Annotated in this window: 22 protein-coding genes; 10 read left to right on the plus strand and 12 right to left on the minus strand. The window is 65.0% G+C overall.

Annotated features, from left to right (window positions below):
- Nucleotides 1-4 precede the first annotated feature (4 nt).
- The 5 genes from ACUCV3_RS18120 to ACUCV3_RS18140 all read right to left on the minus strand — a co-directional run bounded on the left by ACUCV3_RS18120 (nucleotide 5) and on the right by ACUCV3_RS18140 (nucleotide 3,727).
- A complete protein-coding gene (locus tag ACUCV3_RS18120; RefSeq protein ID WP_004209870.1) occupies nucleotides 5-427 on the minus strand; it encodes a DUF350 domain-containing protein in 423 nt (140 codons plus the stop codon).
- Nucleotides 428-500: 73 nt separating this feature from the next.
- Complete coding sequence (locus tag ACUCV3_RS18125) at nucleotides 501-830, minus strand: hypothetical protein (RefSeq protein ID WP_482240951.1); 330 nt, start codon at nucleotides 828-830, stop codon at nucleotides 501-503.
- A gap of 163 nt (nucleotides 831-993) precedes the next feature.
- Nucleotides 994-2,235, minus strand: coding sequence for an SAM-dependent methyltransferase (locus ACUCV3_RS18130; RefSeq protein WP_004209872.1), 1,242 nt, complete (start codon nucleotides 2,233-2,235; stop codon nucleotides 994-996).
- Nucleotides 2,236-2,267: 32 nt separating this feature from the next.
- Nucleotides 2,268-3,014 carry a molybdopterin-binding protein gene (locus ACUCV3_RS18135; RefSeq protein ID WP_279730582.1) on the minus strand — a complete coding sequence of 249 codons (747 nt, stop codon included), beginning with the start codon at nucleotides 3,012-3,014 and terminating at the stop codon, nucleotides 2,268-2,270.
- Entirely contained in the window at nucleotides 3,011-3,727 is a 717-nt protein-coding gene (locus tag ACUCV3_RS18140) for a cytochrome b/b6 domain-containing protein (protein ID WP_279776322.1), read from the minus strand. The genes ACUCV3_RS18135 and ACUCV3_RS18140 overlap by 4 nt, the downstream gene beginning before the upstream one ends.
- Nucleotides 3,728-3,990: 263 nt before the next feature.
- Here ACUCV3_RS18140 and ACUCV3_RS18145 point away from each other — a divergent pair, with 263 nt between their 5' ends.
- Together ACUCV3_RS18145 and ACUCV3_RS18150 are read left to right on the plus strand one after the other, a co-directional pair.
- Nucleotides 3,991-4,551 carry an outer membrane protein gene (locus ACUCV3_RS18145; RefSeq protein ID WP_037507272.1) on the plus strand — a complete coding sequence of 187 codons (561 nt, stop codon included), beginning with the start codon at nucleotides 3,991-3,993 and terminating at the stop codon, nucleotides 4,549-4,551.
- A 326-nt stretch (nucleotides 4,552-4,877) separates the two neighbouring features.
- Nucleotides 4,878-5,387 (plus strand): outer membrane protein, encoded by a 510-nt coding sequence (locus tag ACUCV3_RS18150; protein ID WP_004209879.1) that lies wholly within the window; start codon nucleotides 4,878-4,880, stop codon nucleotides 5,385-5,387.
- Nucleotides 5,388-5,439: 52 nt separating this feature from the next.
- Here ACUCV3_RS18150 and ACUCV3_RS18155 read toward each other — a convergent pair whose 3' ends face one another.
- From ACUCV3_RS18155 to ACUCV3_RS18165, 3 genes are all read right to left on the minus strand, one after another.
- Complete coding sequence (locus ACUCV3_RS18155; RefSeq protein WP_279730585.1) at nucleotides 5,440-5,862, minus strand: hypothetical protein; 423 nt, start codon at nucleotides 5,860-5,862, stop codon at nucleotides 5,440-5,442.
- An 84-nt stretch (nucleotides 5,863-5,946) separates the two neighbouring features.
- Nucleotides 5,947-7,206, minus strand: a complete 1,260-nt coding sequence (rlmN, locus tag ACUCV3_RS18160; protein WP_004209881.1) for a dual-specificity RNA methyltransferase RlmN — start codon at nucleotides 7,204-7,206, stop codon at nucleotides 5,947-5,949.
- Between the two features lie 48 nt (nucleotides 7,207-7,254).
- Complete coding sequence (locus ACUCV3_RS18165) at nucleotides 7,255-7,758, minus strand: hypothetical protein (RefSeq protein WP_026108758.1); 504 nt, start codon at nucleotides 7,756-7,758, stop codon at nucleotides 7,255-7,257.
- A gap of 171 nt (nucleotides 7,759-7,929) precedes the next feature.
- Here ACUCV3_RS18165 and dnaN point away from each other — a divergent pair, with 171 nt between their 5' ends.
- Together dnaN and ACUCV3_RS18175 are read left to right on the plus strand one after the other, a co-directional pair.
- A complete protein-coding gene (gene dnaN, locus ACUCV3_RS18170) occupies nucleotides 7,930-9,042 on the plus strand; it encodes a DNA polymerase III subunit beta (RefSeq protein WP_004209883.1) in 1,113 nt (370 codons plus the stop codon).
- A gap of 90 nt (nucleotides 9,043-9,132) precedes the next feature.
- Nucleotides 9,133-11,730, plus strand: coding sequence for an EAL domain-containing protein (locus ACUCV3_RS18175; protein WP_004209884.1), 2,598 nt, complete (start codon nucleotides 9,133-9,135; stop codon nucleotides 11,728-11,730).
- A 43-nt stretch (nucleotides 11,731-11,773) separates the two neighbouring features.
- Here ACUCV3_RS18175 and ACUCV3_RS18180 read toward each other — a convergent pair whose 3' ends face one another.
- Entirely contained in the window at nucleotides 11,774-14,650 is a 2,877-nt protein-coding gene (locus ACUCV3_RS18180; RefSeq protein ID WP_279776319.1) for a TonB-dependent receptor, read from the minus strand.
- A gap of 224 nt (nucleotides 14,651-14,874) precedes the next feature.
- Here ACUCV3_RS18180 and ACUCV3_RS18185 point away from each other — a divergent pair, with 224 nt between their 5' ends.
- Nucleotides 14,875-16,479 carry a M20/M25/M40 family metallo-hydrolase gene (locus ACUCV3_RS18185; protein WP_279731764.1) on the plus strand — a complete coding sequence of 535 codons (1,605 nt, stop codon included), beginning with the start codon at nucleotides 14,875-14,877 and terminating at the stop codon, nucleotides 16,477-16,479.
- A gap of 35 nt (nucleotides 16,480-16,514) precedes the next feature.
- Here ACUCV3_RS18185 and ACUCV3_RS18190 read toward each other — a convergent pair whose 3' ends face one another.
- On the minus strand, nucleotides 16,515-17,222 hold the full coding sequence (locus tag ACUCV3_RS18190) for a 2OG-Fe(II) oxygenase (RefSeq protein WP_482240952.1): 708 nt from the start codon (nucleotides 17,220-17,222) through the stop codon (nucleotides 16,515-16,517).
- Between the two features lie 28 nt (nucleotides 17,223-17,250).
- The gene (locus ACUCV3_RS18195) at nucleotides 17,251-18,006 is read right to left on the minus strand and encodes a class I SAM-dependent methyltransferase (RefSeq protein WP_279731767.1); all 756 of its coding nucleotides are present in this window, start codon (nucleotides 18,004-18,006) and stop codon (nucleotides 17,251-17,253) included.
- 222 nt (nucleotides 18,007-18,228) lie between these two features.
- Here ACUCV3_RS18195 and ACUCV3_RS18200 point away from each other — a divergent pair, with 222 nt between their 5' ends.
- The 3 genes from ACUCV3_RS18200 to ACUCV3_RS18210 all read left to right on the plus strand — a co-directional run bounded on the left by ACUCV3_RS18200 (nucleotide 18,229) and on the right by ACUCV3_RS18210 (nucleotide 19,735).
- The gene (locus ACUCV3_RS18200) at nucleotides 18,229-18,528 is read left to right on the plus strand and encodes a hypothetical protein (protein WP_004209889.1); all 300 of its coding nucleotides are present in this window, start codon (nucleotides 18,229-18,231) and stop codon (nucleotides 18,526-18,528) included.
- A 117-nt stretch (nucleotides 18,529-18,645) separates the two neighbouring features.
- Nucleotides 18,646-19,320 (plus strand): hypothetical protein, encoded by a 675-nt coding sequence (locus ACUCV3_RS18205; RefSeq protein ID WP_482240953.1) that lies wholly within the window; start codon nucleotides 18,646-18,648, stop codon nucleotides 19,318-19,320.
- 16 nt (nucleotides 19,321-19,336) lie between these two features.
- Nucleotides 19,337-19,735, plus strand: coding sequence for a Rap1a/Tai family immunity protein (locus ACUCV3_RS18210; protein ID WP_279731927.1), 399 nt, complete (start codon nucleotides 19,337-19,339; stop codon nucleotides 19,733-19,735).
- A 3-nt stretch (nucleotides 19,736-19,738) separates the two neighbouring features.
- On the opposite strand, the gene ACUCV3_RS18215 is transcribed toward ACUCV3_RS18210, so the two are convergent.
- Complete coding sequence (locus tag ACUCV3_RS18215) at nucleotides 19,739-20,875, minus strand: nucleoside hydrolase (RefSeq protein ID WP_279776321.1); 1,137 nt, start codon at nucleotides 20,873-20,875, stop codon at nucleotides 19,739-19,741.
- A gap of 50 nt (nucleotides 20,876-20,925) precedes the next feature.
- Between ACUCV3_RS18215 and pip the strand changes: the two genes are divergently transcribed.
- Together pip and ACUCV3_RS18225 are read left to right on the plus strand one after the other, a co-directional pair.
- Nucleotides 20,926-21,867, plus strand: coding sequence for a prolyl aminopeptidase (gene pip / locus ACUCV3_RS18220; protein ID WP_279731924.1), 942 nt, complete (start codon nucleotides 20,926-20,928; stop codon nucleotides 21,865-21,867).
- A gap of 23 nt (nucleotides 21,868-21,890) precedes the next feature.
- Nucleotides 21,891-22,205: a hypothetical protein gene (locus ACUCV3_RS18225; protein ID WP_037490849.1), complete on the plus strand. Its 315-nt coding sequence runs from the start codon at nucleotides 21,891-21,893 to the stop codon at nucleotides 22,203-22,205.
- The last annotated feature ends 7 nt before the right edge of the window (nucleotides 22,206-22,212 follow it).

The following is a 22,212-nucleotide window of genomic DNA, read 5'->3' on the forward strand; positions in this document are numbered from 1 at the left end:
CGCGTCAGCCCGCCACGGCCGCAGCCGTCAGGCAGGCGACCGCAGCCTTCATCATTGCCAGGAAGATCGCGGCGGAACGCTCATTCGCCTCGATCCGGCCTGACAGCGATCCCAGCAACAGGTCGACCAGGCGAAAGGCGATGAGTTGCAGCACCAGCGTGACGCTGCCCCAGATGACGACATCCCAGACATTCACCGATCCGGCGAGGCAGAAGGCCAGTGGCACGGCGAGGCCGACGGAGGCGCCGCCCAGCGAAATGGCGGCCGCCTCATTGCCGGCGCGGATCAGCTTGAACTCGTCGTGCGGGGTTATCCACATATAGACTGCCATGGCGGCCGCCCAGACCAGGGTGGCGCAGGCGAGGTGGAGAAGCAGGATCGGCAGGCCCGACAACAGGCTCTGGATGACGGGTGTAGGATCGCTCATGGGCACAGAAATGCCGCAACCCGCCCTCGGGTTCAATCGGGGCGGGCCGCGATATGGATTTGCTCAGGCGAGATCAGCGACAGATGCGCACCCGGACCCGACGGTCGCGATAGGCATTATAGCGCCATTCGTCCCAGCAGCGCTGGCGATAGGCGGAGCGATGATAGCCGCGTCGTCCGTCATAATAGCGCCGGTCGCCGCGCCAGCGACGGTGGTCGTCCCAGCGGCGATTGTCCCAATGGCGCCGGTCGCCGCGCCAGCGACGGTGGTCGTCCCAGCGGCCGTCACGATCGCCGCGCCAGCCGTCGCTGCGATAATGCTGCGCCTGGGCAGGCGCGCTGGTGGCGGCGATGCCGGCCATGGCCAGGCCCAGCATCGCGGCGCTTTTCCACAGGAATTTCATCTTGCTTCTCCTCTGTCCGGCCCGGCTGCCGGGGCAGCGCGGGGACGTGGGGAGGAGAATGGAGTCCGGTCACTGAACCGTCCGGGAACGGGGCTGACAGGCTTTGTTCAGCCCGCCCGGACGGTCGCAATTCTGCCTCGCATCATCGGTGCGCGGTGGTGTTTCAGCGCCCGCGCAGCGCGGTCTCTGCCTCGATCATATAGTCGCGGGTGATCGGCAGCGCGCGGCGGTCGCGCACATATTGGACCTGGAAATTGACCATCGACCCATGTTCGAACACGGTCGCCGCGCCCGCCAGATAGAAGGTCCACAGGCGGAAGAAGCGCTCGTCATAGAGGGCGACGATATCCGCCTTGTGCGCCATGGTCCGTTTGTACCAGTCGCGGATGGTCAGGCCATAATGGATGCGCAGCACTTCCACGTCGGTGATCATCAGCCGCGTGCCTTCGCTGCCCGCCACCATTTCCGACAAAGCGGGGATATAGCCGCCGGGGAAGATATATTTGGTGGTGAAGGTATCGGTGATGCCGGGGCCATCGACCCGGCCGATGGTGTGGATCAGCATCACGCCGTCCGGCGTCAGCAGGTCGCGGCACTTGTTGTAGAAGACGCGATAGTCGGCGGTGCCGACATGTTCGAACATGCCGACCGACACGATCCGGTCGAACGGCCCTTCAATGTCGCGATAGTCGATCAGTTCGAACCGGACATGGTCGGCGACCCCGGCATCGATCGCCCGCTGGCGCGCGACCTTCAACTGCTCTTCCGACAGGGTGATGCCGGTGACGTCGACACCGAAATGCTTGTGCAGGTACAGCGCCATGCCGCCCCAGCCGCAGCCAATGTCCAGCACCTTCATGCCCGGCTTCAGGTAGAGCTTGGCGGCGATATGCGCCTTCTTGTCTTCCTGCGCCTGCTCCAGGCTGATCCCGGCCTCATTCTCCGCATCGGGGAAATAGGCGCAGCTATATTGCCGGTCACGGTCGAGGAAGAGGGCGTAGAGCGCGCCCGACAGGTCATAATGATGGGCGACATTGGCCTTGGATCGGCTGCGATGATTGGCCTTCCACAGCTTGCGGCGTACCGTCTTCAGCGCGCGCTGCACCGGCCCCTTGGCGTCGATCGACTTGCCATTTTCCCATGCGTTGTTCTGGCGGATCATGGACACGAACTCCATGATGCCGCCGCCTTCGATCGCCACCCGGCCATCGATATAGGCCTCGGCCATGCCCAGGCGCGGATCCTTGACGATGTCGAGGGGCACGCGCTTGTCGAGGAAGCGCAGCGCCAGCGGGGGCAGGTCGGGATCGGGCGAACCGACGGTAACGCTACGGCCATCGGCATAGAAAACGGTCAACTGACCCTTGGTGACAAGACGTCTCAGAACGCGGTCGAAAATCTTCATGGAGCAGGCTGGTCCTTCTCGTTACGCGGCCGTCAAATACCTGCATACCAATCATAATTGGCGCGGTCTTCCCAAAAACCACCCTTGCCCCGACCGATGGACAGAAGGTTCTCGACCGCCTCGATTCGCATCAGATATTTGGCCTGTTTATAACCAAGCTGTCGCTCCACCCGCAGTCGTAGCGGCGCGCCATTGGCGACGCTCAGTGGCCGGTCGTTGAGCGCGAAGGCCAGAATGGTCTGGGGATGGAAGGCATCGATCAGGTCGATGCTCTCATAATAAGCGGTGCCGCCGCCCATGTCGTCGGCGCAGTGGAAGACGATATAGCGGGCGCGGTCGCGCAGTCCCGCGCCGTCGAGCAGCAGCTTCAACGGCACGCCGCGCCATTTGCCGATCGCGCTCCACCCCTCGACACAGTCATGGCGGGTGATCTGCTCGCGATGGGGCAGGGCGTGCAATTGCGACAGCGAAAGCGACAGGGGCCGGGCGACCAGTCCGTCGACGCGCAGCCGCCAGTCGGCAAAGCCGCTGCGCCACAGCGCCTTGTAGGCCGGGGTGTTGGGATTGGCGGTGCCGTTCGCGCGGAAGATGGGCGAAATCTGCTCCGGTCGGAATTCCTGTGCCAGTGCGTCGCGCGCCATGATTGTGCGCTGCGCCCATGAATGGAAATTGTCGGCGGAAAAGAGGATGTCGCGGGCCAGCGGCTGGCGCGCGATCCGGTCGCATCCCGCCAGCGTCGCGGTCGCGCCCAGCAGCAGGGTGCGGCGGGTCAGGATCATGGCCGGTCCTTAGGCAGGCGATAGCGGCCGGTGATCATCGATCCGATCTCGTTCACCGGGCCGGCCAGCAGCACCATCAGCATATGGACCAGGAAGAAGGCGGCCAGCGCGAAGGCGGTCAGGAAATGGATCGACCGGGCCGACTGGCGCCCGCCGAACAGGTCGACCAGCCAGGGCCAGGCGGCGTTCATGCCGGGCGACATGGTAAGGCCGGTCAGGATCAGCAGCGGCAGGGCGATGAAGATGACGGCGATATAGCTCGCCTTCTGCAGCACATTGTAGCGCAGCGCCGCGGCGCCGGTGGGGAAGCGCAGCCGGGCATGGTCCCTTATGTCCTGCCAGACATGGCGCGGCGCCAGTTCGCCCCGGCGAAAGGCCAGGTCGCGGGCGATATGGCCGTCGGCCAGGCTCCAGAGCATGTAGAAAAGCAGCGCGAAGGCGAAGATCGGCGCGGCGGTCAGGTGCCAGTGGCGCGACAGCGCCAGATTATAGAGAGCGGGCAGGGTGATCCAGCCGGGGAACCGGTCCAGCTCCAGCCAGGCATGATCGAAATTGGCGCCATATTGCCCCCAATAGAGGCGGGGATGGGCGTTGAAGATGCCAAGGCCGGAGGTGAAGAGGATATAGAGCAGCAGCGCGTTCAGCCAGTGCCACAGCCGGGTGGTCAGGCGGTGGCGGCGGACCATGTCCCCTGGGGCGTAAGGCGGCTCCATGGCCATGACCCTATTGTCTTTCGTCGAAATATCCAGCCGCATCGCGGTCGTTCGCATGGCCAGGCCCGTCGTTGGTCGAATGGCCATGGTGCGCGCCGTGCGATTGCGATCAACGGCTGGCCCTGCAAGGGACTGATGAAGTCGACTTCAAAGAATTTTCGTACAGAAATTTGAATTGATAAAATTCCTCCACGAAACGGGAGTATAAACAAGGTCGCCTGTCACGATTTTCGGCGCTTCGACGCAGATATTGGATGGGTAATATGAAGAGTATCACGTTTTTTATCGCTTCGGCTGTTCTATGTTTTGTTTCGGCGCCTGCCTTTGCGCAGGATTATGCCCCTTTCACGGGTGCCCATGCCGAAATCATCACCGGCTATGATGTGGTCGATGCCAAGGGCGTCAAATCGGCCGACGGCCTGCTCTATGGCCTCAATGCCGGTTATGACTTTGCCCTGGGCGGCCTGATCCTGGGCATTGAGGGCGAAATTTCCGATTCCACCACCCGCCTGCATGTCGCCGGCGGCAAGAGCGAGACCGATCGCGACCTGTATGTCGGCGGGCGGATCGGTGTGCCGCTCGGCAGCAAGGCGCTCGCCTATGTGAAGGCAGGCTACAGCAATGCGCGGATGGAATATGAAGCCAGTGACGGCGAAGGCGGCCTGATCCGCGGCGGCGACAATGGCGATGGGCTGCGGCTGGGCGCGGGTCTGGAATATCGGATCGCCGAAAAGCTCTTCCTCAAGGGCGAATATCGCTATTCCGATTATGAGGCAGGCGTGTCGCGCCACCAGTTGGTGACGGGCATCGGCCTGCGCTTCTGATCGCCCGGAAACCGGGGCTTTCGCGAAGGGGGCGGCTGTCGGGCCGTCCCCTTTTTGCGGTTGGTCGTGCTGCAGGCGCGTTGTCACACTTTTGCAACACAAGCCCTGAAATTGATTGAAATAAAGGCCTTGCCCCTTTGCAAGTGAGTTTGGCGATCCTAGATGGCCACTGCGCTCTCATGATGCAGAGGGGGCAGTTCCTTTCCGAAGTGTCGGAGAAGAATAAGCAGGAGGAAGTGTGACTCTATTTCATATTTTCCTAGCATCAAACCTGAACGCTAGATGAACAATTAAGTCGTAGCGTCATAATAAATATCGAGGACTTTATGAAGACTGTGATTTTCGCAGCGATTGCTGCTGCCGCCGCTGTTTCGGCCCCCGCTTTCGCTCAGGATGCTGCGCCGTTCACCGGTCCGCGCGCTGGCGTCACCATGGGCTTTGACAAGGCGCAGGGCGAAGACGGTTTCAGCTACGGCGTGACCGCCGGCTACGACCTCGCCGTTGCCAACCGCGTGACCTTCGGTCCGGAAGTGTCGTTCGGTGACTCGACCGTCGACGGCCAGGGCTTCGACGCCAGCCGCGACCTCGCCGCTTCGGTCCGTCTCGGCTATGTCGTGACCCCGCAGATCCTGGCGTTCGGCAAGGTCGGCTACGCTTCGAGCCGCATCGAAGCCGCTGGCGCCCACACCTCGCTGGAAGGCGTGCGTTACGGCGGTGGCCTGGAATATTCGGTGACCCCGAACACTTACATCTCGGCCGAATATCAGCGCACCGAGTATGAAGACAATTTCGGTGGCCGTGACGCTGGCGTCGTCGGCATCGGCTTCCGTTTCTGATCCCTCTCGATCGGAATATGGGGAAGGGCGGTCCGTTCGGGCCGCCCTTTTTTTATGCCGGCAGCGGCGTCCGATCGGGCGCGACCCATGCCCGGCGCGCGGCCGGGCTCATCAGCGTCTCGCGCGTCCAGTAGGTGAAGGGCCAGTCCTTGTCGCCCAGCGGCGACGCCATCAGCGCGGCATAGGCTGCGGCCGGCGTCACATCGGCGGGCAGGCCGGTCAGTAACTGTCGGGCCATGTGCAGCGAGGCCTGGGTGATGGTCTCATGATAGCCGCTCGTGTCGCTGTTCACCCCGCCGACGCTTTCATTGTAGCGGCGGATCATGCCGGGCATGTCAATTTCGGCGTCAATATCGGGCCGGCGCAGGATCAGCCACAGCGCGGTCGCGAAATGGGCGCCGTGGGTCCAGTGCGCCTTGGGCAAAGTGCAGGCGCAAAAGCCGCGGCCCAGCATATCGATCTCGTCATCGGTCATCCTCATTCCCCCAAAAGAAAAAGCCCCGCCGGTATGGGCGGGGCTTGTCGTCGCGCGGCATGCGCGCAGCCAGTCGTCCCCGGATTATCCGAGTGCGGCTTGCTTCTCTTCTGCCAGGCGCTTGAGTTCCGCCTTGCTCTTCTTCTCGCTCGCCGACTTGAGCTGGCCACAGGCGGCCATGATGTCGCGGCCGCGCGGCGTGCGCACCGGCGCGGAAATGCCGCCCTCGAACACGATCGTGCTGAACGCGCGGATCCGTTCGGGGCTCGAACATTCATAGTCGGTGCCCGGCCAGGGGTTGAACGGGATCAGGTTGACCTTGGCCGGCAGCTTATATTTGCGGATCAGGCGGACCAGCTCATGCGCGTCGGCATCGCTGTCATTCTTGTCCTTGATCATCACATATTCGAACGTGATGCGCCGGGCATTGTTCGCCTTGGGATAATCGGCACAGGCCTGGAGCAGTTCCTCGATGCCATATTTGCGGTTGAGCGGCACCAGCTCGTCGCGCACTTCCTTGGTCACGGCATGGAGCGAGACCGCCAGGTTCACGCCGATTTCCTCGGCCGCGCGTGCCATCATCGGCACGACGCCGCTGGTCGACAGGGTGATGCGCCGCTTCGACAGGGCCAGACCATCGCCGTCCATCACCAGCTTGAGCGCGTCGCGGACATGATCGAAATTATAGAGTGGCTCGCCCATGCCCATCATCACGATGTTGGTGAGCATGCGGCCGTCCGCCGTATATTGCGAATCCTCGTCCGTCTCGTCGTCATTGGCGCTGGCCATGCTGCCCTTGGGCCATTCGCCCAGCGCATCGCGCGCCAGCATGACCTGGCCGACAATCTCGCCCGGCGTCAGGTTGCGGACCAGTCGCATCGTGCCGGTGTGGCAGAAGCTGCAATTGAGCGTGCAGCCGACCTGGCTCGACACGCACAAGGTGCCGCGATCCGCATCGGGGATGAAGACCATCTCATAATCCTGGCCATCGTCCGAACGGAGCAGCCATTTGCGGGTGCCGTCGTTCGACACCTGCGCCTCCACCACCTGCGGCCGGCCGACGATGAAGCGTTCCGCCATCCACAGCCGCATCGGCTTGGCCAGGTCGGTCATCTTCTCGAAATCGGTTTCGCCGCGATGATAGAGCCAATGAAACAGCTGCTTGGACCGCAGCTTGGCGGCCTTCTGATCGAGTCCGGCTTCTTCCAGCACGCCCTTCATCTGGGCGCGGGTCAGGCCCAGCATGTCGACGCGCCCGTCCTCACGGGGCGTCACCGCGCGGGGCACGGGCACAGGGTCGATAAGGCCGGGAATCGGCATGATGGGATTGGCGGCGGAATGCATGGCCGCGCACATAGTCGATTTTGCCGGATTTTTAAAGTGGCGTTGCAATCAGCGTAAACGGGCGCACCCCAGCGCTGCCGCGTCGATCGCCGTGGCCGCGCCGCGCAGCGCATAGCTGTCGGCAAAGGCGCCGCCCTTGGCCGATGTCGACTGCACGCTCATGCTGCTGGCGGAGCGCATCGCGGCGATGATCGCGGCATCGTCCTGCGGATTGGCGGCCCAGGCATCGGCCTGGCCCGCGACCAGCGCGAAACGGCGGTCGCCGACGCTGAGCGAGACCCGCGCATTGGCGGCGCGCGGGCGGCTGAGGCGGAAATGGACCTGACCGCGGACATGCTGGCGCGGCCAGGTGCCGACGGCGGCAAAACCCTTGGGCGCATCGCCCGCGCGGCGCGGCACCGGCATGGCGATGGCGTAGCAGCGCGGGCCGTTCTGGCCGGCGCCGGGATCGCGAAACGCGCCCCAGCTTTCGAAAATGCCAAGCGAATCGCGCGCCATGGCCGGACTGGCGAGGATGACGAGCGGGATCAGCAGGGCGGGCAGGCGGCGCATGGTCCGGGCAAAGCGCAAGCCATCGTCATTTGCAAGCCCGGCTTCGTTTCGAAAGCGCGTCGAGGTGCTTGCCGCCGCCGACATAGCGGTTATGAAGGACCATCCATCATTGCCGCCGGGATTCGACCGAATCCTCGCCATCGACGCAAAAAGAACGGACAGAACAGGGACATGAAGGCCACCATCGAACGCGCAACGCTCCTCAAGAGCCTCAGCCACGTCCAGTCGGTGGTCGAGCGGCGCAACACGATTCCGATCCTGTCCAACGTGCTGATCGAGGCATCGGCGGATGGCGCGATCAAGCTGATGGCGACCGATCTCGACCTGCAGGTCGTGGAAAGCGTGTCGGCCCAGGTCGAACAGGCCGGCGCCACCACCATTTCCGCCCACACGCTGTTCGACATCGCCCGCAAGCTGCCCGAAGGCAGCCAGGTGTCGCTGCAGGCTGCCGACGGCAAGATGCTGATCCAGGCCGGCCGCGCCCGCTTCAACCTGTCGACCCTGCCGCGTGACGACTTCCCGGTGATTGCCGAGGGCGACCTGCCGACCAGCTTCGAACTGCCGGCCGAAACGCTCAAGCAGATCATTGACAAGACGCGCTTCGCCATCTCGACCGAAGAGACGCGCTATTATCTGAACGGCATCTATTTCCACGTCTCGGACGAAGGATCGCCGGTACTCAAGGCCGCCGCGACCGACGGTCACCGTCTGGCCCGCGTCACCGTGCCGCGTCCCGACGGCGCCGACGGCATGCCGGGCATCATCATCCCCCGCAAGTGCATCGCCGAACTGCGCAAGCTGCTCGACGAGGTCGAGGGTTCGGTGCAGGTCAGCCTGTCGGCCAGCAAGATCCGCTTTGGCCTGGGCAGCGCGATCCTGACCAGCAAGCTGATCGACGGCACCTTCCCCGATTATAGCCGCGTCATTCCGACCGCGAACGACAAGCTGCTCAAGATCGACCCGCGCAGCTTCGAGGAAGGCGTGGACCGCGTTGCGACCATCGCCACCGAAAAGACCCGCGCGGTCAAGATGAGCCTCGACAAGGACAAGATCACCCTGTCGGTCACCAGCCCGGAAAATGGCACGGCGGCCGAAGAAGTGCCCGGCGCGTTCCAGGGCGAAGGCTTCGATATCGGCTTCAACGCCCGTTATCTGCTCGACATCCTTGGCCAGATCGACACCGACATCGTCGAACTGCACCTGGCCGATGCGGCCGCGCCGACGCTGATCCGCGAAAATGATCGCAGCCCGGCGCTTTACGTTCTGATGCCGATGCGCGTCTGACCGGTCTTGCCGGGAGATCGCTGAATATCAGGGAATCTCCCGGACCCGGCGGGTAATCGCTTCTCAAGCTTTGTCGGTTAGACGATCGGCATGGCTATTGTCCGCAAAACAGATACTGATGCGCCGGCTAGGACCGCGAGCCTGCTGGTTTCGCTGGGTCTGGCCGAAAGCGGCACGGAAGTCGCCGCCAACTGGCTGTCGCGCAGCTTCACCCATGTTGCCGCCCTGTGGCCGCTGATGCTGCTGGCCAAGCTGTGCGTTGCGGCGCTGCTCGGCATGCTTTCCTTCACCCGGCCGGAACATGGCGCCCTGCTGTGCGGCGTGGTGCTGATCGACGGCTTGCTGATGCTGGTGCCGCGTTGGGCGCTGTTCCGCAATCTGCGCCCCCATGTCCAGAATTGGCTGATGCTGCCCGCACTCTTCTGCTCGGGACTGATCTTCAGCCTGTGGCTGGCGCAGGGCAATGGCGTGGCGATGCCGTCCGCCGTGCCGGAAATGGCGATCGCGCTGCTGGCGGTCTGCATCGTCGGCGACCGGCGCCTGCTGGGGCTGAGCTATTTCATGGGGGCGCTGCTGGTGGCCGGCATCGCTCATGCGGGCATGGTGCATCTGGGGCTGCTGGCCAGCTGCCTGGCGGTGATGGCGATCGCTACCCTGCGGCAGGCGGCGGCGGATCGCGAGCGCGCGATCGAACAGCATCGGCAGGATCTCAAGGCGCAGCGCTCCGACCGGTTGCTGGAGGAATATGAACAGTCCGGCCGCGGCTGGTTCTGGGAAACCGATCGCCACGGCCACATCACCTATATCTCCGCCACCCTGGCCGAACCGCTGGGCGTGGAAGCGGGCAGCCTGATCGGCCGGTCGCTGACCGACATCATCCAGCAGGGTGACCGGCAACAGGGCGATGGCGAGCGGACGCTCGGCTTCCACCTCTCCGCCCGGACCGGCTTTGCCGACATTGCGGTGCGGGCTGCGATCGCCCGCGAGGAACGCTGGTGGTCGATCTCGGGCGAACCGGTGTTCAACGAATATGGCCAGTTCCACGGTTTCCGCGGATCCGGCACCGACCTGACCGAAATGCGCCGCAGCCAGGCGGAAGTGACGCGCCTGGCCCAATATGATTCGCTGACCGGCCTCGCCAACCGCGTGCAGATGCTGCAGGCGCTGGAGCAGGCGGTGCTGGGTTCGCGCGGCAAACAGGGCGAATGCGCGCTGATGATGCTCGACCTCGACCGGTTCAAGAGCGTCAACGACACGCTCGGCCATCCGGCCGGCGATGCGCTGCTGCGCCAGGTCAGCCAGCGGCTCCAGCGCGTGGTCGGCAATCAGGGGCTGGTCGGGCGCCAGGGCGGCGACGAGTTCAAGGTGCTGGTGCATGGCCGCCATGACCGCAACCGGCTCGGCCTGCTGGCTCAGGCGATCATCAGCGCCCTGTCGCAACCCTATTCGATCGAGGGCACGGGCGTGGTCATCGGCGTGTCGATCGGCATTTCCTTCTGCCCCGAAGATGGCGTCACCGCCGATGCCCTGATCCGCAATGCCGACCTCGCCCTCTACAAGGCGAAGGGCGATGGGCGCGGTGTCTATCGCTTTTATTCAGCCGACATGCATGCCGATGCGGAGGATCGCCGCCAGCTCGAACAGGATCTGCGCCATGCGCTGACGGCGGACGGCCTGCACCTTGTCTATCAGCCGATCGTCAGTTCGACGACCGAGCGCATCACCGGCTATGAGGCGCTGCTGCGCTGGGATCATCCGGTGCGCGGCGCCATCTCGCCGGCATTGTTCGTCCCCATTGCGGAGGATAGCGGCCTGATCGCGCCGATCGGCGAATGGGTGATGCGCACCGCCTGTCGGGACGCGGCCCAGTGGGACGCGGGTATCCGCGTTGCGGTCAATGTCTCGGCGATGCAGTTCGCCAATCCCGGTTTCCCGACCACCGTGATGCAGGCCCTGGCCAGCGCGCAACTGGCGCCCGAACGACTGGAGCTGGAAATCACCGAAAGCGTGTTCCTGAACGACAATGACGGCACCGACGCCATGTTCACCCGGCTCAAGGGGCTGGGCGTGCGGCTGGCGCTCGACGATTTCGGCACCGGCTATTCGTCGCTCGGCTATCTGAAGAAGGCGCCGTTCGACAAGATCAAGATCGACCAGAGCTTCGTGCGCGGCGCCGCGATCCGGGGCAGCCGCAACAGCGCGATCATCAAGGCGATCGTCAGCCTGGCCGAGGCGCTGGGCATGGATACGACCGCGGAAGGGGCCGAGACCCGCGACGAGCTGGACCTGATCCGGCAACTGGGGTGCAGCCATATCCAGGGCTATATCTATGGCCGGCCGATGCCCGCGGCGCAGGTGCTGGAAGGCCAGCGCGCCAATGGCGTCTCCGCCCGGTCCGAAGGTTTCCAGTCGAGCCGGCCCGAGCGCAAGGCGATGCTGCGCACGGTCGCCGTCCATCATGACGGCCATGTCTATAATGGCCGCATCCGCAACATCTCCGCCACCGGCGCGATGATCGAGGGGCTGTGGAATGTGCCGGAAGGCACGCAGTTCGCGATCGACCTGTCGGAGGGGCAGAGCGTCGACGCGACCACCCGCTGGTCGCGCGAGGACCGCATGGGGGTAGAATTCGCCGCCCCGATCGACCTTGCCCTGCTTCGCCCGCAGGCGCGCGCGCTGGCCGGATAGCGACACAGGCGACCGGCCGGACATCGTCCGGCCGGCCGACCTTTCAGAAGAACAGCTTGCGGAAGCTTACCGACACAGTCCGGCCGAGCGGGTCGAGATAGCCCGGCTGATAGCGGACCGGGGTTGCCCCGGTCGCGTCGGTGACGTCGCGGCGGGTGTTGAAGATATTGTCGATGCCGATCGACACGCGCGCGCCGCGCAGGAAGGGATGGGCCTTCACCAGGCTGGGCATCTGGCCGAAATTGGCGAACAGGCGCAGATTGGCGGTCGCCAGGCTGGCAAAGTCCAGCCGCGAACTGCCGCCCAAGGCGCCATCGACATGGGTGCCGCTTTCCCAGTCGACGCCCAGCCGGCCGCCAATGCCATTGTTCACATAGCCGACCCGCGCCTTCAGCTCGTGGCGGGGCTGCCCGCCCGATGAGCCGACCGCATCGCCGTCGAGCAGGTTGAGTTCGGGCACGCCCGGCGCGATCAGGATGCTCTCGGTCAGGTGCCAGGTATGATAGAGGCTGAAGGTCAGCCGCCCGCCGGCCTGGCCGGCGCCGGGGCCACGGAAACCGCCCGGACCGCCAAAGCCGCCGCCCGGACCACCCGGACCGCCGGGCCCGCGCGGACCATCGCCACCGCCCTGCGCATTGTCGCCGCCACCCTGGCCACCATTCTGGCCACCGGGGCCATCATTGCCGCGCTGGTTGTTGTCGCCGTCGCCGCGGGGCGCGCCGTCATTGCCCTCGCCGCGCGGCGGACCGCCCTCGCGATTGCCCTCCGCGCCGTCGCGCGGGCCACGATTGCCGAAGGCGGCGCGCATGTCTTGCAATTCCTTGGGCCGATCCTCGGGCTTGGCGCCAGCCGCGCGCCACGCCTCGATCACCTTCTGGATGTGCGACTTCAATGAGATGGATAGGTCGAAGCCCCAGCGCAGCTGCTCGCTTTGCGAGCGCAGATAGTTGATCGGCCGCCCGTCGATGCTCAGCAACTGGCCATCCTCGTCGCGCATGAAGCGCTGCGGGAAGGCATTTTCGATCGCCGGCGTTGGCGTCGGGAAAGCGGAAATCGGGTTACTGGTCCGGCTGTTGAGATAGGTTGCCGTCAGCGTCAGGTTCGGTTTCTCGAACGGCTTGATCCGGGCGTTGATGCGGAACTGGTCGCGCGTGCTGGATCGCAGGTCCGGGTTGCCGCCAGAAAATTGCGTGACGAACACGGTCTGGCCGGTGGCATAGTCGAACACCGACACGTTGGGCGTCGAAATCACCGGATCGTTGATCTGCGTGCCGGTCGGCGCCGACTTGTCCTGATTGGCCGACACCAGCAACTGCACCGCCGGCACCGGCCGCCAGCGCAGGCCATAGCCCAGCGTCGACAGCGTGCCGAAATCCGACAGATGCTGCGCCCCGGCGTTCATGTTGACGCCGACATCGCCGATCGCGCCCAGGAAGCCCTTGGACCGGCTGGTCAGCGGTATGTCGAAACTGACCTGCCCGCTCGCAATCTCGCGATTATAGTCCAGGCCGCGTTCCACGCCTGACCGCACCGAATTGCTTTCAAAGCCATTGGCCGATCCACCGACTCGCACCGACGTCATGACATTGCCGGCCGGCAGGGTCAGCAGCGATCCGCTGACCAGCAGGTCGCCGCCGATCGCGCGCGATTGCGACCGGGCGCGGTCGGTCAGGCGCGATTGCAGCAGGTCGGCGGTGAAGGCGCCATAGGGATTGACGCTGGCCGATTCGGCATCGAGCGCGGCCTGGATGCCGCCCGTGTCGACGCCGCGATCGGTGCGGGTGCGAGTGTCGGAAATGTCGCCATTGCCGGTGAACGACCATTGCCATGTGCCGCCCAGCCGGCCGTTCAGCGTGACGCCGACATGGCCGGTGGTGCCGCGAATCTTCTGCCCCAGCGCGCCGGCCTGCTCCAGATAGCGATAGAGGCGGACATCGTCGCCAAAGGCGGAGAAGGGATTGCCGCCGGGCAGGGTGAGGGCGGCCGCCGACAGGCCCTGGAGCGAATCATTGTCGGACAGTTCCAGCCGGCCGTTGATCGTCGCCGATACGCCGCCTAACGCGCGCGCCAAGGTCGCGTTGGCGGAGAAATTTTCGGTCGCGGGGCTGAGCGTGCGATATTTGCTGAGATTGCTGACGCTGGTCTGGTTCGCGCCGGCGACGAAATCATTGAGGCCGGGGGCGCCATTGGCGGCGCTGCCGGGCACGCTGGCGACCGTCACACTCTGGCCGGCGGCGGCCGACAGGGCGGGGTCGATCTCTGCTCCGCGGTCGATCGCGGTGATATTGCCGGCTAGCGAATAAGGCATGCTGGGCGCCGCGGCATTGATGCCGCGCTCGCTCTCCAGCAGATTGTCGGCCCGGCTATATTTGACGTTCAGCGTCAGCCGATTGTCGCCCCGGATGCGCAGCACGCCCACTTCGCCCTGGCCATTTTCGCGTCCGCCATCGGTGGTCGTGCCACCGCGCAGGTCGACCGTGGTCGCGCGGAAACGCTGGCGCAGGACGATGTTCACCACCTTCTGCGTCGGCGCATAGCCATAGGACAGGGCCACTTCCTCGGGCAGGATGTCGACCCGCGACACCGCTTCGGATGGCAGGTCGGAAATTTCCGAGAAGCTGGAAATGCGCTTGCCGTTCAGCAGGATGACCGGCGTGCCATTGGTCTGCGGCGACAATTCGGTGATGATTTCGGAAATTGACGTGACGCCCAGCGCCCGGACATCGGCGGGCGACAATTGCTGTTCGGGCTTGATGTCGCCGGGCACCGCGCCGCGCTGGACCGCGCCGGTCACGACGATCTCGTCGCCCTCGTCCATCTGGGCCGGCGGCCCCTTCTGCTCGGCCTCCTGCGCCATCAGCGCGTCGGGCGCCGCGCCCAGCATCAGTGAAAACAGCAGCAGCGACGTCGTCTGGCGCACGGAAATTTACCCCTAATCTGGACCCTGACAGGATCTCGTTTAGGCCGCACTTGTCGCAAAAATCTGGCAAGGCAAAGACAGTTTTGTCGCAAAGTGTAACGGCGCGTCACATGGTGCAACAAATGCGTGTTCGGGGCGTGATCGGCCTCACTTGCGATCCCGCGTCAGTCGGGCATAGACGGGCTTTCGCGGCCGCGCCTGACGGCCGGACGAAGGGGGATTATATGCGCCGTTCCATCATCCTGCTGCCCTTGCTGTGCCTGGCCGCACCGGTCGCCGCCCAACAGCCCGACGATCTCAACCGCGTCATCGACGAAGGGCTGAACCACAGCCAGGTGATGCAGATCGCCCAGCATCTGACCGACGATATTGGCGGGCGCATGACCAACTCGCCGCAGATGCGGCAGGCCGAGGCCTGGACCGCCGACCAGTTTCGCCAATGGGGCCTGTCCAATGTCCGCAAGCAGGGCTTTCGCTTCGGTCGCGGCTGGTGGATTGCCGCCTCCTCGGTGAAGATGATCAGCCCACGCCCGATCCAGCTCACCGCTATCCCGATCGCCTGGACGCCGCCGACCAATGGCGTGCTGAGTGCGCCGATCATCGTCGCGCCGATGAAGAAGGAGCGCGATTTCGACGCCTGGCGCGGCAAGCTCGCCGGCAAGATCGTGCTGGTGTCGCTGCCGGGCACCGGCGACGAGCCGAACGAGGCTGCCTTTCAGCGGCTCAAGGGCGAGGATATCGAGAAGCTCGACAGGTTCGAGCAGCCGAAAAATGATCCCGCGTCGCTGGAGCGGCTGATGAAGCGCCTCAGCTTCATCCGCAAGCTGGAGGCCTTCCTGAAGGCCGAGGGGGCGGTCGGATGGGCGCGTCAATCCTATCGCGACGGCAAGTTGCTGCATGGCGAAGGCTATGATTTCGGCGTCAGCGACACGCCCGCGCTGCCCGGCGTCGAGATCGCGGCGGAGGATTATCGCCGCCTCGCCCGCCTCGCCAAGACCGGCCCTGCGCCGGTGCTGGAAATCAACAGCGACGTCCGTTTCGACGACAGCGACGTCAACGCCTACAACATCCTGGCCGATATTCCCGGCAGCGATCCCAAAGCCGGCTATGTCATGGCCGGTGCGCATCTCGACAGCTGGGTCGCAGGCGACGGCGCGGCGGACAATGGCGCGGGCAGCGCCATGATCATGGAGGCTGCGCGCATCCTGAAATCACTCGGCATCAAGCCCAAGCGCACGATCCGCTTTGCCCTCTGGTCGGGCGAGGAACAGGGGCTGTTCGGCTCCATGGCCTATGTCGACGAATATCTCGCCACCCGCGCGCCGGGGCCGAAGGAGGAAGAGGGACGGGAGGAAATGTATTTCCGCTACAAGACCCGTTTCCCGATCACGCCCAAGCCCGGCTATGCGGACCTGAAAGCCTATTTCAACATCGACAATGGTTCGGGCAAGCTGCGCGGCCTCTATGCCGAACGCAATGTCGCCGCCGTCTCGCTGCTGCGCGAATGGCTCAGCCCCTTTGCCAGCATGGGGGCCGGCAATGTCGTGTCGCAGCCGACCGGCGGCACCGACCATGAATATATGCAGGCGATCGGCGTGCCGGGCTATCAGTTCATCCAGGATCCGCTCGACTATGAAAGCCGGGTCCATCACAGCGGTATCGATACCTTCGATCATCTGAAGGCCGAGGATATGCGCCAGGGCGCGGTCGTTCTCGCCGGCATGCTGCTGCAGGCGGCGAACAGCGACAAGACCCTGCCGCGCATGCCGCTGCCGACCCAGCCGGCGGTCAGCGATCCGTTCAAATATGAGGATCCGGCGCTGGACTGAACGTAACGGGCCGGGCGGCGGCGTCGCCGCTCCGCCTAGCTCTGGGCGTCGTGGAAGATGATGCCCAGCGTGTGTCGCATGCCGGACAGGAGCCGGCTGACGCCATGGCGCATCTGCACCCGGTGGATGCCGCGCGTGCCCGTCACCGGCCGCTCGCGCACCGGGAAGACCACGGCATCGCCCTTGCGCAGCGGCACCATTTCGGGGCGCGACTGCATGCGCGGGCGTTGCTCGGTCAGGATGAAGGCGCCGCCGGTGAAGTCCGCCTCCGGCTCCGACAGCAATATCGCGGCCTGCAACGGGAAGATGGTCGCGCCATAGACATCCTGATGCAGCGCATTCCAGTCGCCCGCCTCATAGCGCAGCAGCAAGGGCGTCGCCTTGTCCTGGCCGCCAAGCGCGCACTGGTTCAGGAAATCGACGTGACGGGCGGGGTAGAGCGCATCGCTCCCCAGCATCGCCGCCCAGCGATTGGCGACCTGCGCCAGCGGCGGATAAAGTGCCTCGCGCAGCGCGGCGACCGGCTCGGGCAGCGGGTAAGTGAAATAGCGATAGCGCCCCCGGCCATAGCCATGGCGCGCCATCACCACCTCCTTGCGGAAGGCTTGGGGCTGATCCCATAGCGCGACGATCGCGTCGCACTGGTCCGGGGAAAACAGGGCAGGCAGGCGCGCGGCGCCATGAAGGTCAAGGTCGGTCAGGTCCATGGCGCGCAGCATGGGCGGCGCGGGGCACGGCGTCATCCCGCGCCTTGCGTTCAAATCCTGCGGATCATTTCGGCTTGCGGAAACGGTAGAGGAAACGGTCGGTCTTGCCGCGAATGGCGGGATCGAACACCAGCTTGCTATGATCGTCGGCGGGATTGGCGAGTAGCGGGCTTTGCGCCTCCAGCACGAAGCCGGCACGCAGGAAGTCGGCCTTCACCACCGCCGGGTCGATCCGGTGGAGCTTGTCCACGACGGCGCGGGTGTCGCCGGCTGGGCCGACATGGTCGATGATGCCGACGATCCCGCCCGGTTTCGTCGCAGCATAGAGCGTCTTCACGAAGGCATCGGGGTCGGTGCGCGGAATGCCATATTTGTCCGATTGCCAGTAGAGATCATGGTAGCTCAGGTTGATGATGCTGAAGTCGAAACTGTCGGGCGCCGCCGCGAAGGCCTCGAACGGATAGCGCACCCAGTCCACCTCCGGCCGGCGCGCGACCAGTGCCGCCCATTTGGGCTTCTCTTCCTCGCTGGCATAGAATTGGCTGGGCTCGAACCCGGTCACCTTGCCCTCGGGGCCGACCGCATCGGCCATGATCTCCGCCCAATAGCCCGATCCGGTCATGATGTCGGCCGCCTTCATGCCGGGCTTGAGGCCCAGGAAGACCAGCGTCTCGGCCGGCTTGCGGCTTTCGTCCAGCGCGCGCGCGTCGGCGGGCCGCTTGGGATCGGCCACGGCCGCGGCAAGATCGGTCTTGGCAAGGGCGATGATCGGCGTGGACAGGGCAAGGCCGCTCAGGGCCAGGGCAAGCATCAGGCGCATGGATTTTCCCCTCATGGAAGGCGGGCCAGCATGCGCCCGATCGCGCATCCGTTCAACGATCCGCGCCGATGCCGGTCGATCGATTCCGGTCGTTGGTCGAAGGGCGGGGCAGGCCTGCCGCGTCCACTCGGCTCTCCACATGCACGTTCAGGCCCAATCATATTGTCATGGTTAACGGGCTCGGCTTGGGACGGCGCGGGGGCAGATGATAAGGAGAAAATGATGTCGCACCCGATGAAATTAGCCCCCATTGCCATGGTGTTGGTGGGCTCGCTGGGGCTGGGTGGCTGTGCCACGAAATCCTTCGTGCGCGAACAGGTGGCGACCGTGAACCAGCGCGTCGATGCGCTCGACGCCAAGCTGCAGACCACCGACGGCACGGCGCAGCAGGCTCTGGCCCAGGCCCAGTCGGCCGCCGGTCAGGCCCAGAATAACGGTCAGCGCCTCGATCAGCTGAACGCCCGCGTCGACGGTGTCGAGCAGCAGATGCGCGAAGCCAAGACCAAGCGCGCCAGAAACTGATCGCGCAACTGATCACGTAGCCGATCAAGCTACCGATCCGGTCGGGCTGGTCCCGATCCTGTGCCGGCGCCCCCGCTTCATGGGGGGCGCCGGCCCCATTCCCGGATATGCTCCTCCATGCACAAATTCTCATGGGCGCTGGCGATGCTGGCGCTGTTCGGTGTCTCTCCCGCGCTGGCGGCCGCGCCAGAAGCGCCCGTGTCCGACAAGCCAGCGCCTGAAACGCCGCGATCGCCGGATGCGCGCCGGGTGATCGACTGGATCGCCGCGACCAGCGACAATCACGGTTTGCCCTATGCCATTGTCGACAAGCAGGCGGCCCATGTCTTCCTGTTCGATGCCAAGGGCAAGGCGCTGGCCGATGCGCCGGTGCTGATCGGCATCGCGCCCGGAGACGATGCCACGCCAGGCGTCGGCAAGAAGAGCCTGGCGGAGATCGGTCCGGCGGAAAAGACCACCCCGGCCGGGCGTTTTCTCGCCAAATTCGGCCTGGCGGCGGGCAAGCAGCGCGTGCTGTGGGTCGATTATGCGACCTCGGTCGCGATGCACACCATCCCCAAGGGCAATCCCAAGGAAAAGCGGCGCGAGCGGATGCTGTCGCCGACGATCGACGATAATCGCATCACCTTTGGCTGCATCAACGTGCCGATCGCCTTCTATAATCGCGGCTTGCGCCCGCAATTTCTGAAAAAGGGCGGCTATGTCTATGTGCTGCCGGACACAAAATCGCTCGAAGCGGTTTTCCCTCCCCTGCATGTCCAGTCTTATCGGAAGGCGGACGCATCCTCATAAGGCGGGAGGCACGCGCATGATGATCCGGAGGGCAAGCGGCCTGATACTGGTTGCGGTGGCGGGCCTGTCGCCGGGCAGCGCACAGGCTGGCTTCTATTCGGGCGAAGCGCTGCTGGAAAGCTGCACCGCCGACCGCAATGCCAAGGATTTTTTCGAGAAAAGCTATGAATGCGTCGGCTATGTCGCCGGCGCGGTCGATGCGTTCAACACCACGCGCGAGGTGAATGGCCTCAAAAGCTGCATCCCCGCCGATGTGACGCTCAACCAGCTGAAGGGCGCCACCGTCGACTATCTGCGCGCCAATCCGGACAAGCGCAGCCAGTCCGCCTCCGCCCTGGTCTTCACCGCCACGCGCCAGGCGTGGCCCTGCCCCAAGGCGAAGGCCAGGCCCGGCACGAAGAAGAAACGGAATTAGCGCTTATTTCGCGGCCTTGCCGATGGGCCGCATATAGAGGCGCGCCATCGCCGCCTCCATCTTCGCCCGGTCGACCGACAGGATCACGCGCTGCGCCTGCTCGCCCAGATGCGGGCGATAGGATTCCGTCCAGGACAGCGTGTCGCCATAGGCCGCCGTCTGGCTGGTCTCGAAATCGACCCACAAAGTCTCGTCCTTCGTCACGATCTCCGGATTGAGCCAGGCCATGGCGACGATCTCGTCCCACATCGGATAGCCCGGCTCCAGCCCGGTCTGGAACAGCTCGCTCAGCGGGGTATGGGCGGGCTTCAGCCCGTCGAGGAAGGTGCGGGTCCATTGCGTGCTGGTGGACGGATCGACCGGGATCATGGTGATCTGCTTCCACGGCGCATGGGCAAAGATCTTCGCCGCTTCGGGATCCCAGCGGATGTTGAACTCGCGGCGCGGCGAATTAACGAATTCGCGGGCGAACTGCTCGGCCGACGGCCCTTCCAGCACCTGATGCGGGGCCAGGCTGCCGCCCATATAGAGGATTTCCTTCACATTGGCGGCGAAGCTGGGGTCCAGGCTCTGGGCGATGGCGATATTGGTCATCGGCCCGGTCGCGAACAGGGTGATCTCGCCCGGATGCGCCTTCACCATCCGCACCAGGAAGGCGGCGGCAATCTCTGCGCTCGGCTTCGTCCTGGGGTTGCCGATCGGCAGGTCGGGCACCTTGGTCGGGTCGGTCGATCCGGGATGCTCCTGGATCGTGTCGCCCGGCCAGTAATCGGTCCATGGCCCCTTGAACACCAGCCGGCCATATTGGCCTTCCCAGCGCTTGGTCGCCTCGGCGCTGTTGAGCAGCGGGAAGGTCGCGCCCGGCACCACCGGCACGTCGGTCCGGCCCAATATCTCCAGCGTGCGCAGCGCATAGGCGGTCGCCGTGTCGCGCCACACCGATCCGCTGGTGGTGGTGATGCCCAGCACCTCGACATCTGGGCTTTGCAGCAACAGCAGCGGCACGCCGTTGAGGCCGATCATGTCGTCATCGACGATCACCAGCCGCTTGGGCGTTGCCGGCGCGGCGGGCTTGGCATTCGCGCCCTGCACGCCCAGCATCAGCGCCAGCGCGCCCAGCATGATCTTCATCGTCCGCATTGCGTCAAACCCCCATTTCGCTTCGTCCCGCCGCCTGTTAGGACGGTGTCATGCGCAGCCTCTATCCGCCGATCGAACCCTACGCCACTGGTCATCTTGACGTAGGCGATGGCCACAGCCTCTATTGGGAACGGTCCGGCACGCCCGGCGCCAAGCCTGCGGTCTTCCTGCATGGCGGGCCGGGCGGCGGCATCTCGCCCGATCATCGCCGCCTGTTCGATCCCGCCCGTTATGACGTGCTGCTGTTCGACCAGCGCGGCTGCGGCCGATCGACCCCGCACGCCCATCTCGACGCCAACACCACCTGGCATCTGGTCGCCGATATCGAGCGCTTGCGCGAGATGATGGGCGTCGACCAGTGGCTGGTCTTCGGCGGCAGCTGGGGATCGACCCTGGCACTGGCCTATGCGCAGGCGCATGTCGCGCGCGTCACCGAACTGGTGCTGCGCGGCATCTTCACCATCCGCCAGTCAGAGATCGATTGGTATTATCAACAGGGCGCCAGCCGCATCTATCCCGACAAGTGGGAACGCTTTGTCGCGCCGATTCCGGAAGGTGAGCGCGGCGACATGGTCGGCGCCTATCGCCGCATCCTGACCGGTGATGATCGCGCCGCGCAGGTCGCCGCCGCCAAGGCCTGGAGCGTCTGGGAGGGCGAGACCATCCGCCTGCTGCCCGACGACGCGCTGTCCGCCACCCATGAGGGCGATGATTTCGCACTCGCCTTCGCCCGGATCGAAAATCATTATTTCGTCCATCGCGGCTGGCTGGAGGACGGCCAGCTGATCCGCGAGGCAGGCAAGCTGGCGGGCATTCCCGGCGTCATCGTCCAGGGCCGCTACGACATGGCCTGCCCGGCCGAAACCGCCTGGGCACTGCACCGCGCCTGGCCGCAGGCGCGCTTCGAAATGATCGAAGGCGCCGGTCATGCGTTCAACGAACCGGGTATATTGGATGCGCTGATCCGCGCGACCGACGGATTTGCGGCATGATGGAAGGAAAAGACGTGCGGACTATGATGTTGCTGGCGACGGCGCTGTTTCTCGCCTCCTGTGGCGGCGGCGATGAGGTGACGGCGGTCGAGAACCGGAACATGCCCGAAACCGGCGCAGCGGCTGAAGTCGCCAAGCTCGACCCCGACCTGCGCAACGGCGTGCTGGAAAAGGCGATCAAGGCATCGGGCGTCGCCTGCCCCTCGGTCACCGGCTCGGAACGCGCCGAAATCCGGCCGGGCGTCAAGGGCTGGAAGGCCCAGTGCGACAACCAGACCGCGCATCTGATCGAAATCCTGCCCGATGGCACCGCGAAGGTTACCAGCCGGACCCATTGATCCCGTC

This window comes from Sphingobium sp. VMM, assembly GCF_056790315.1.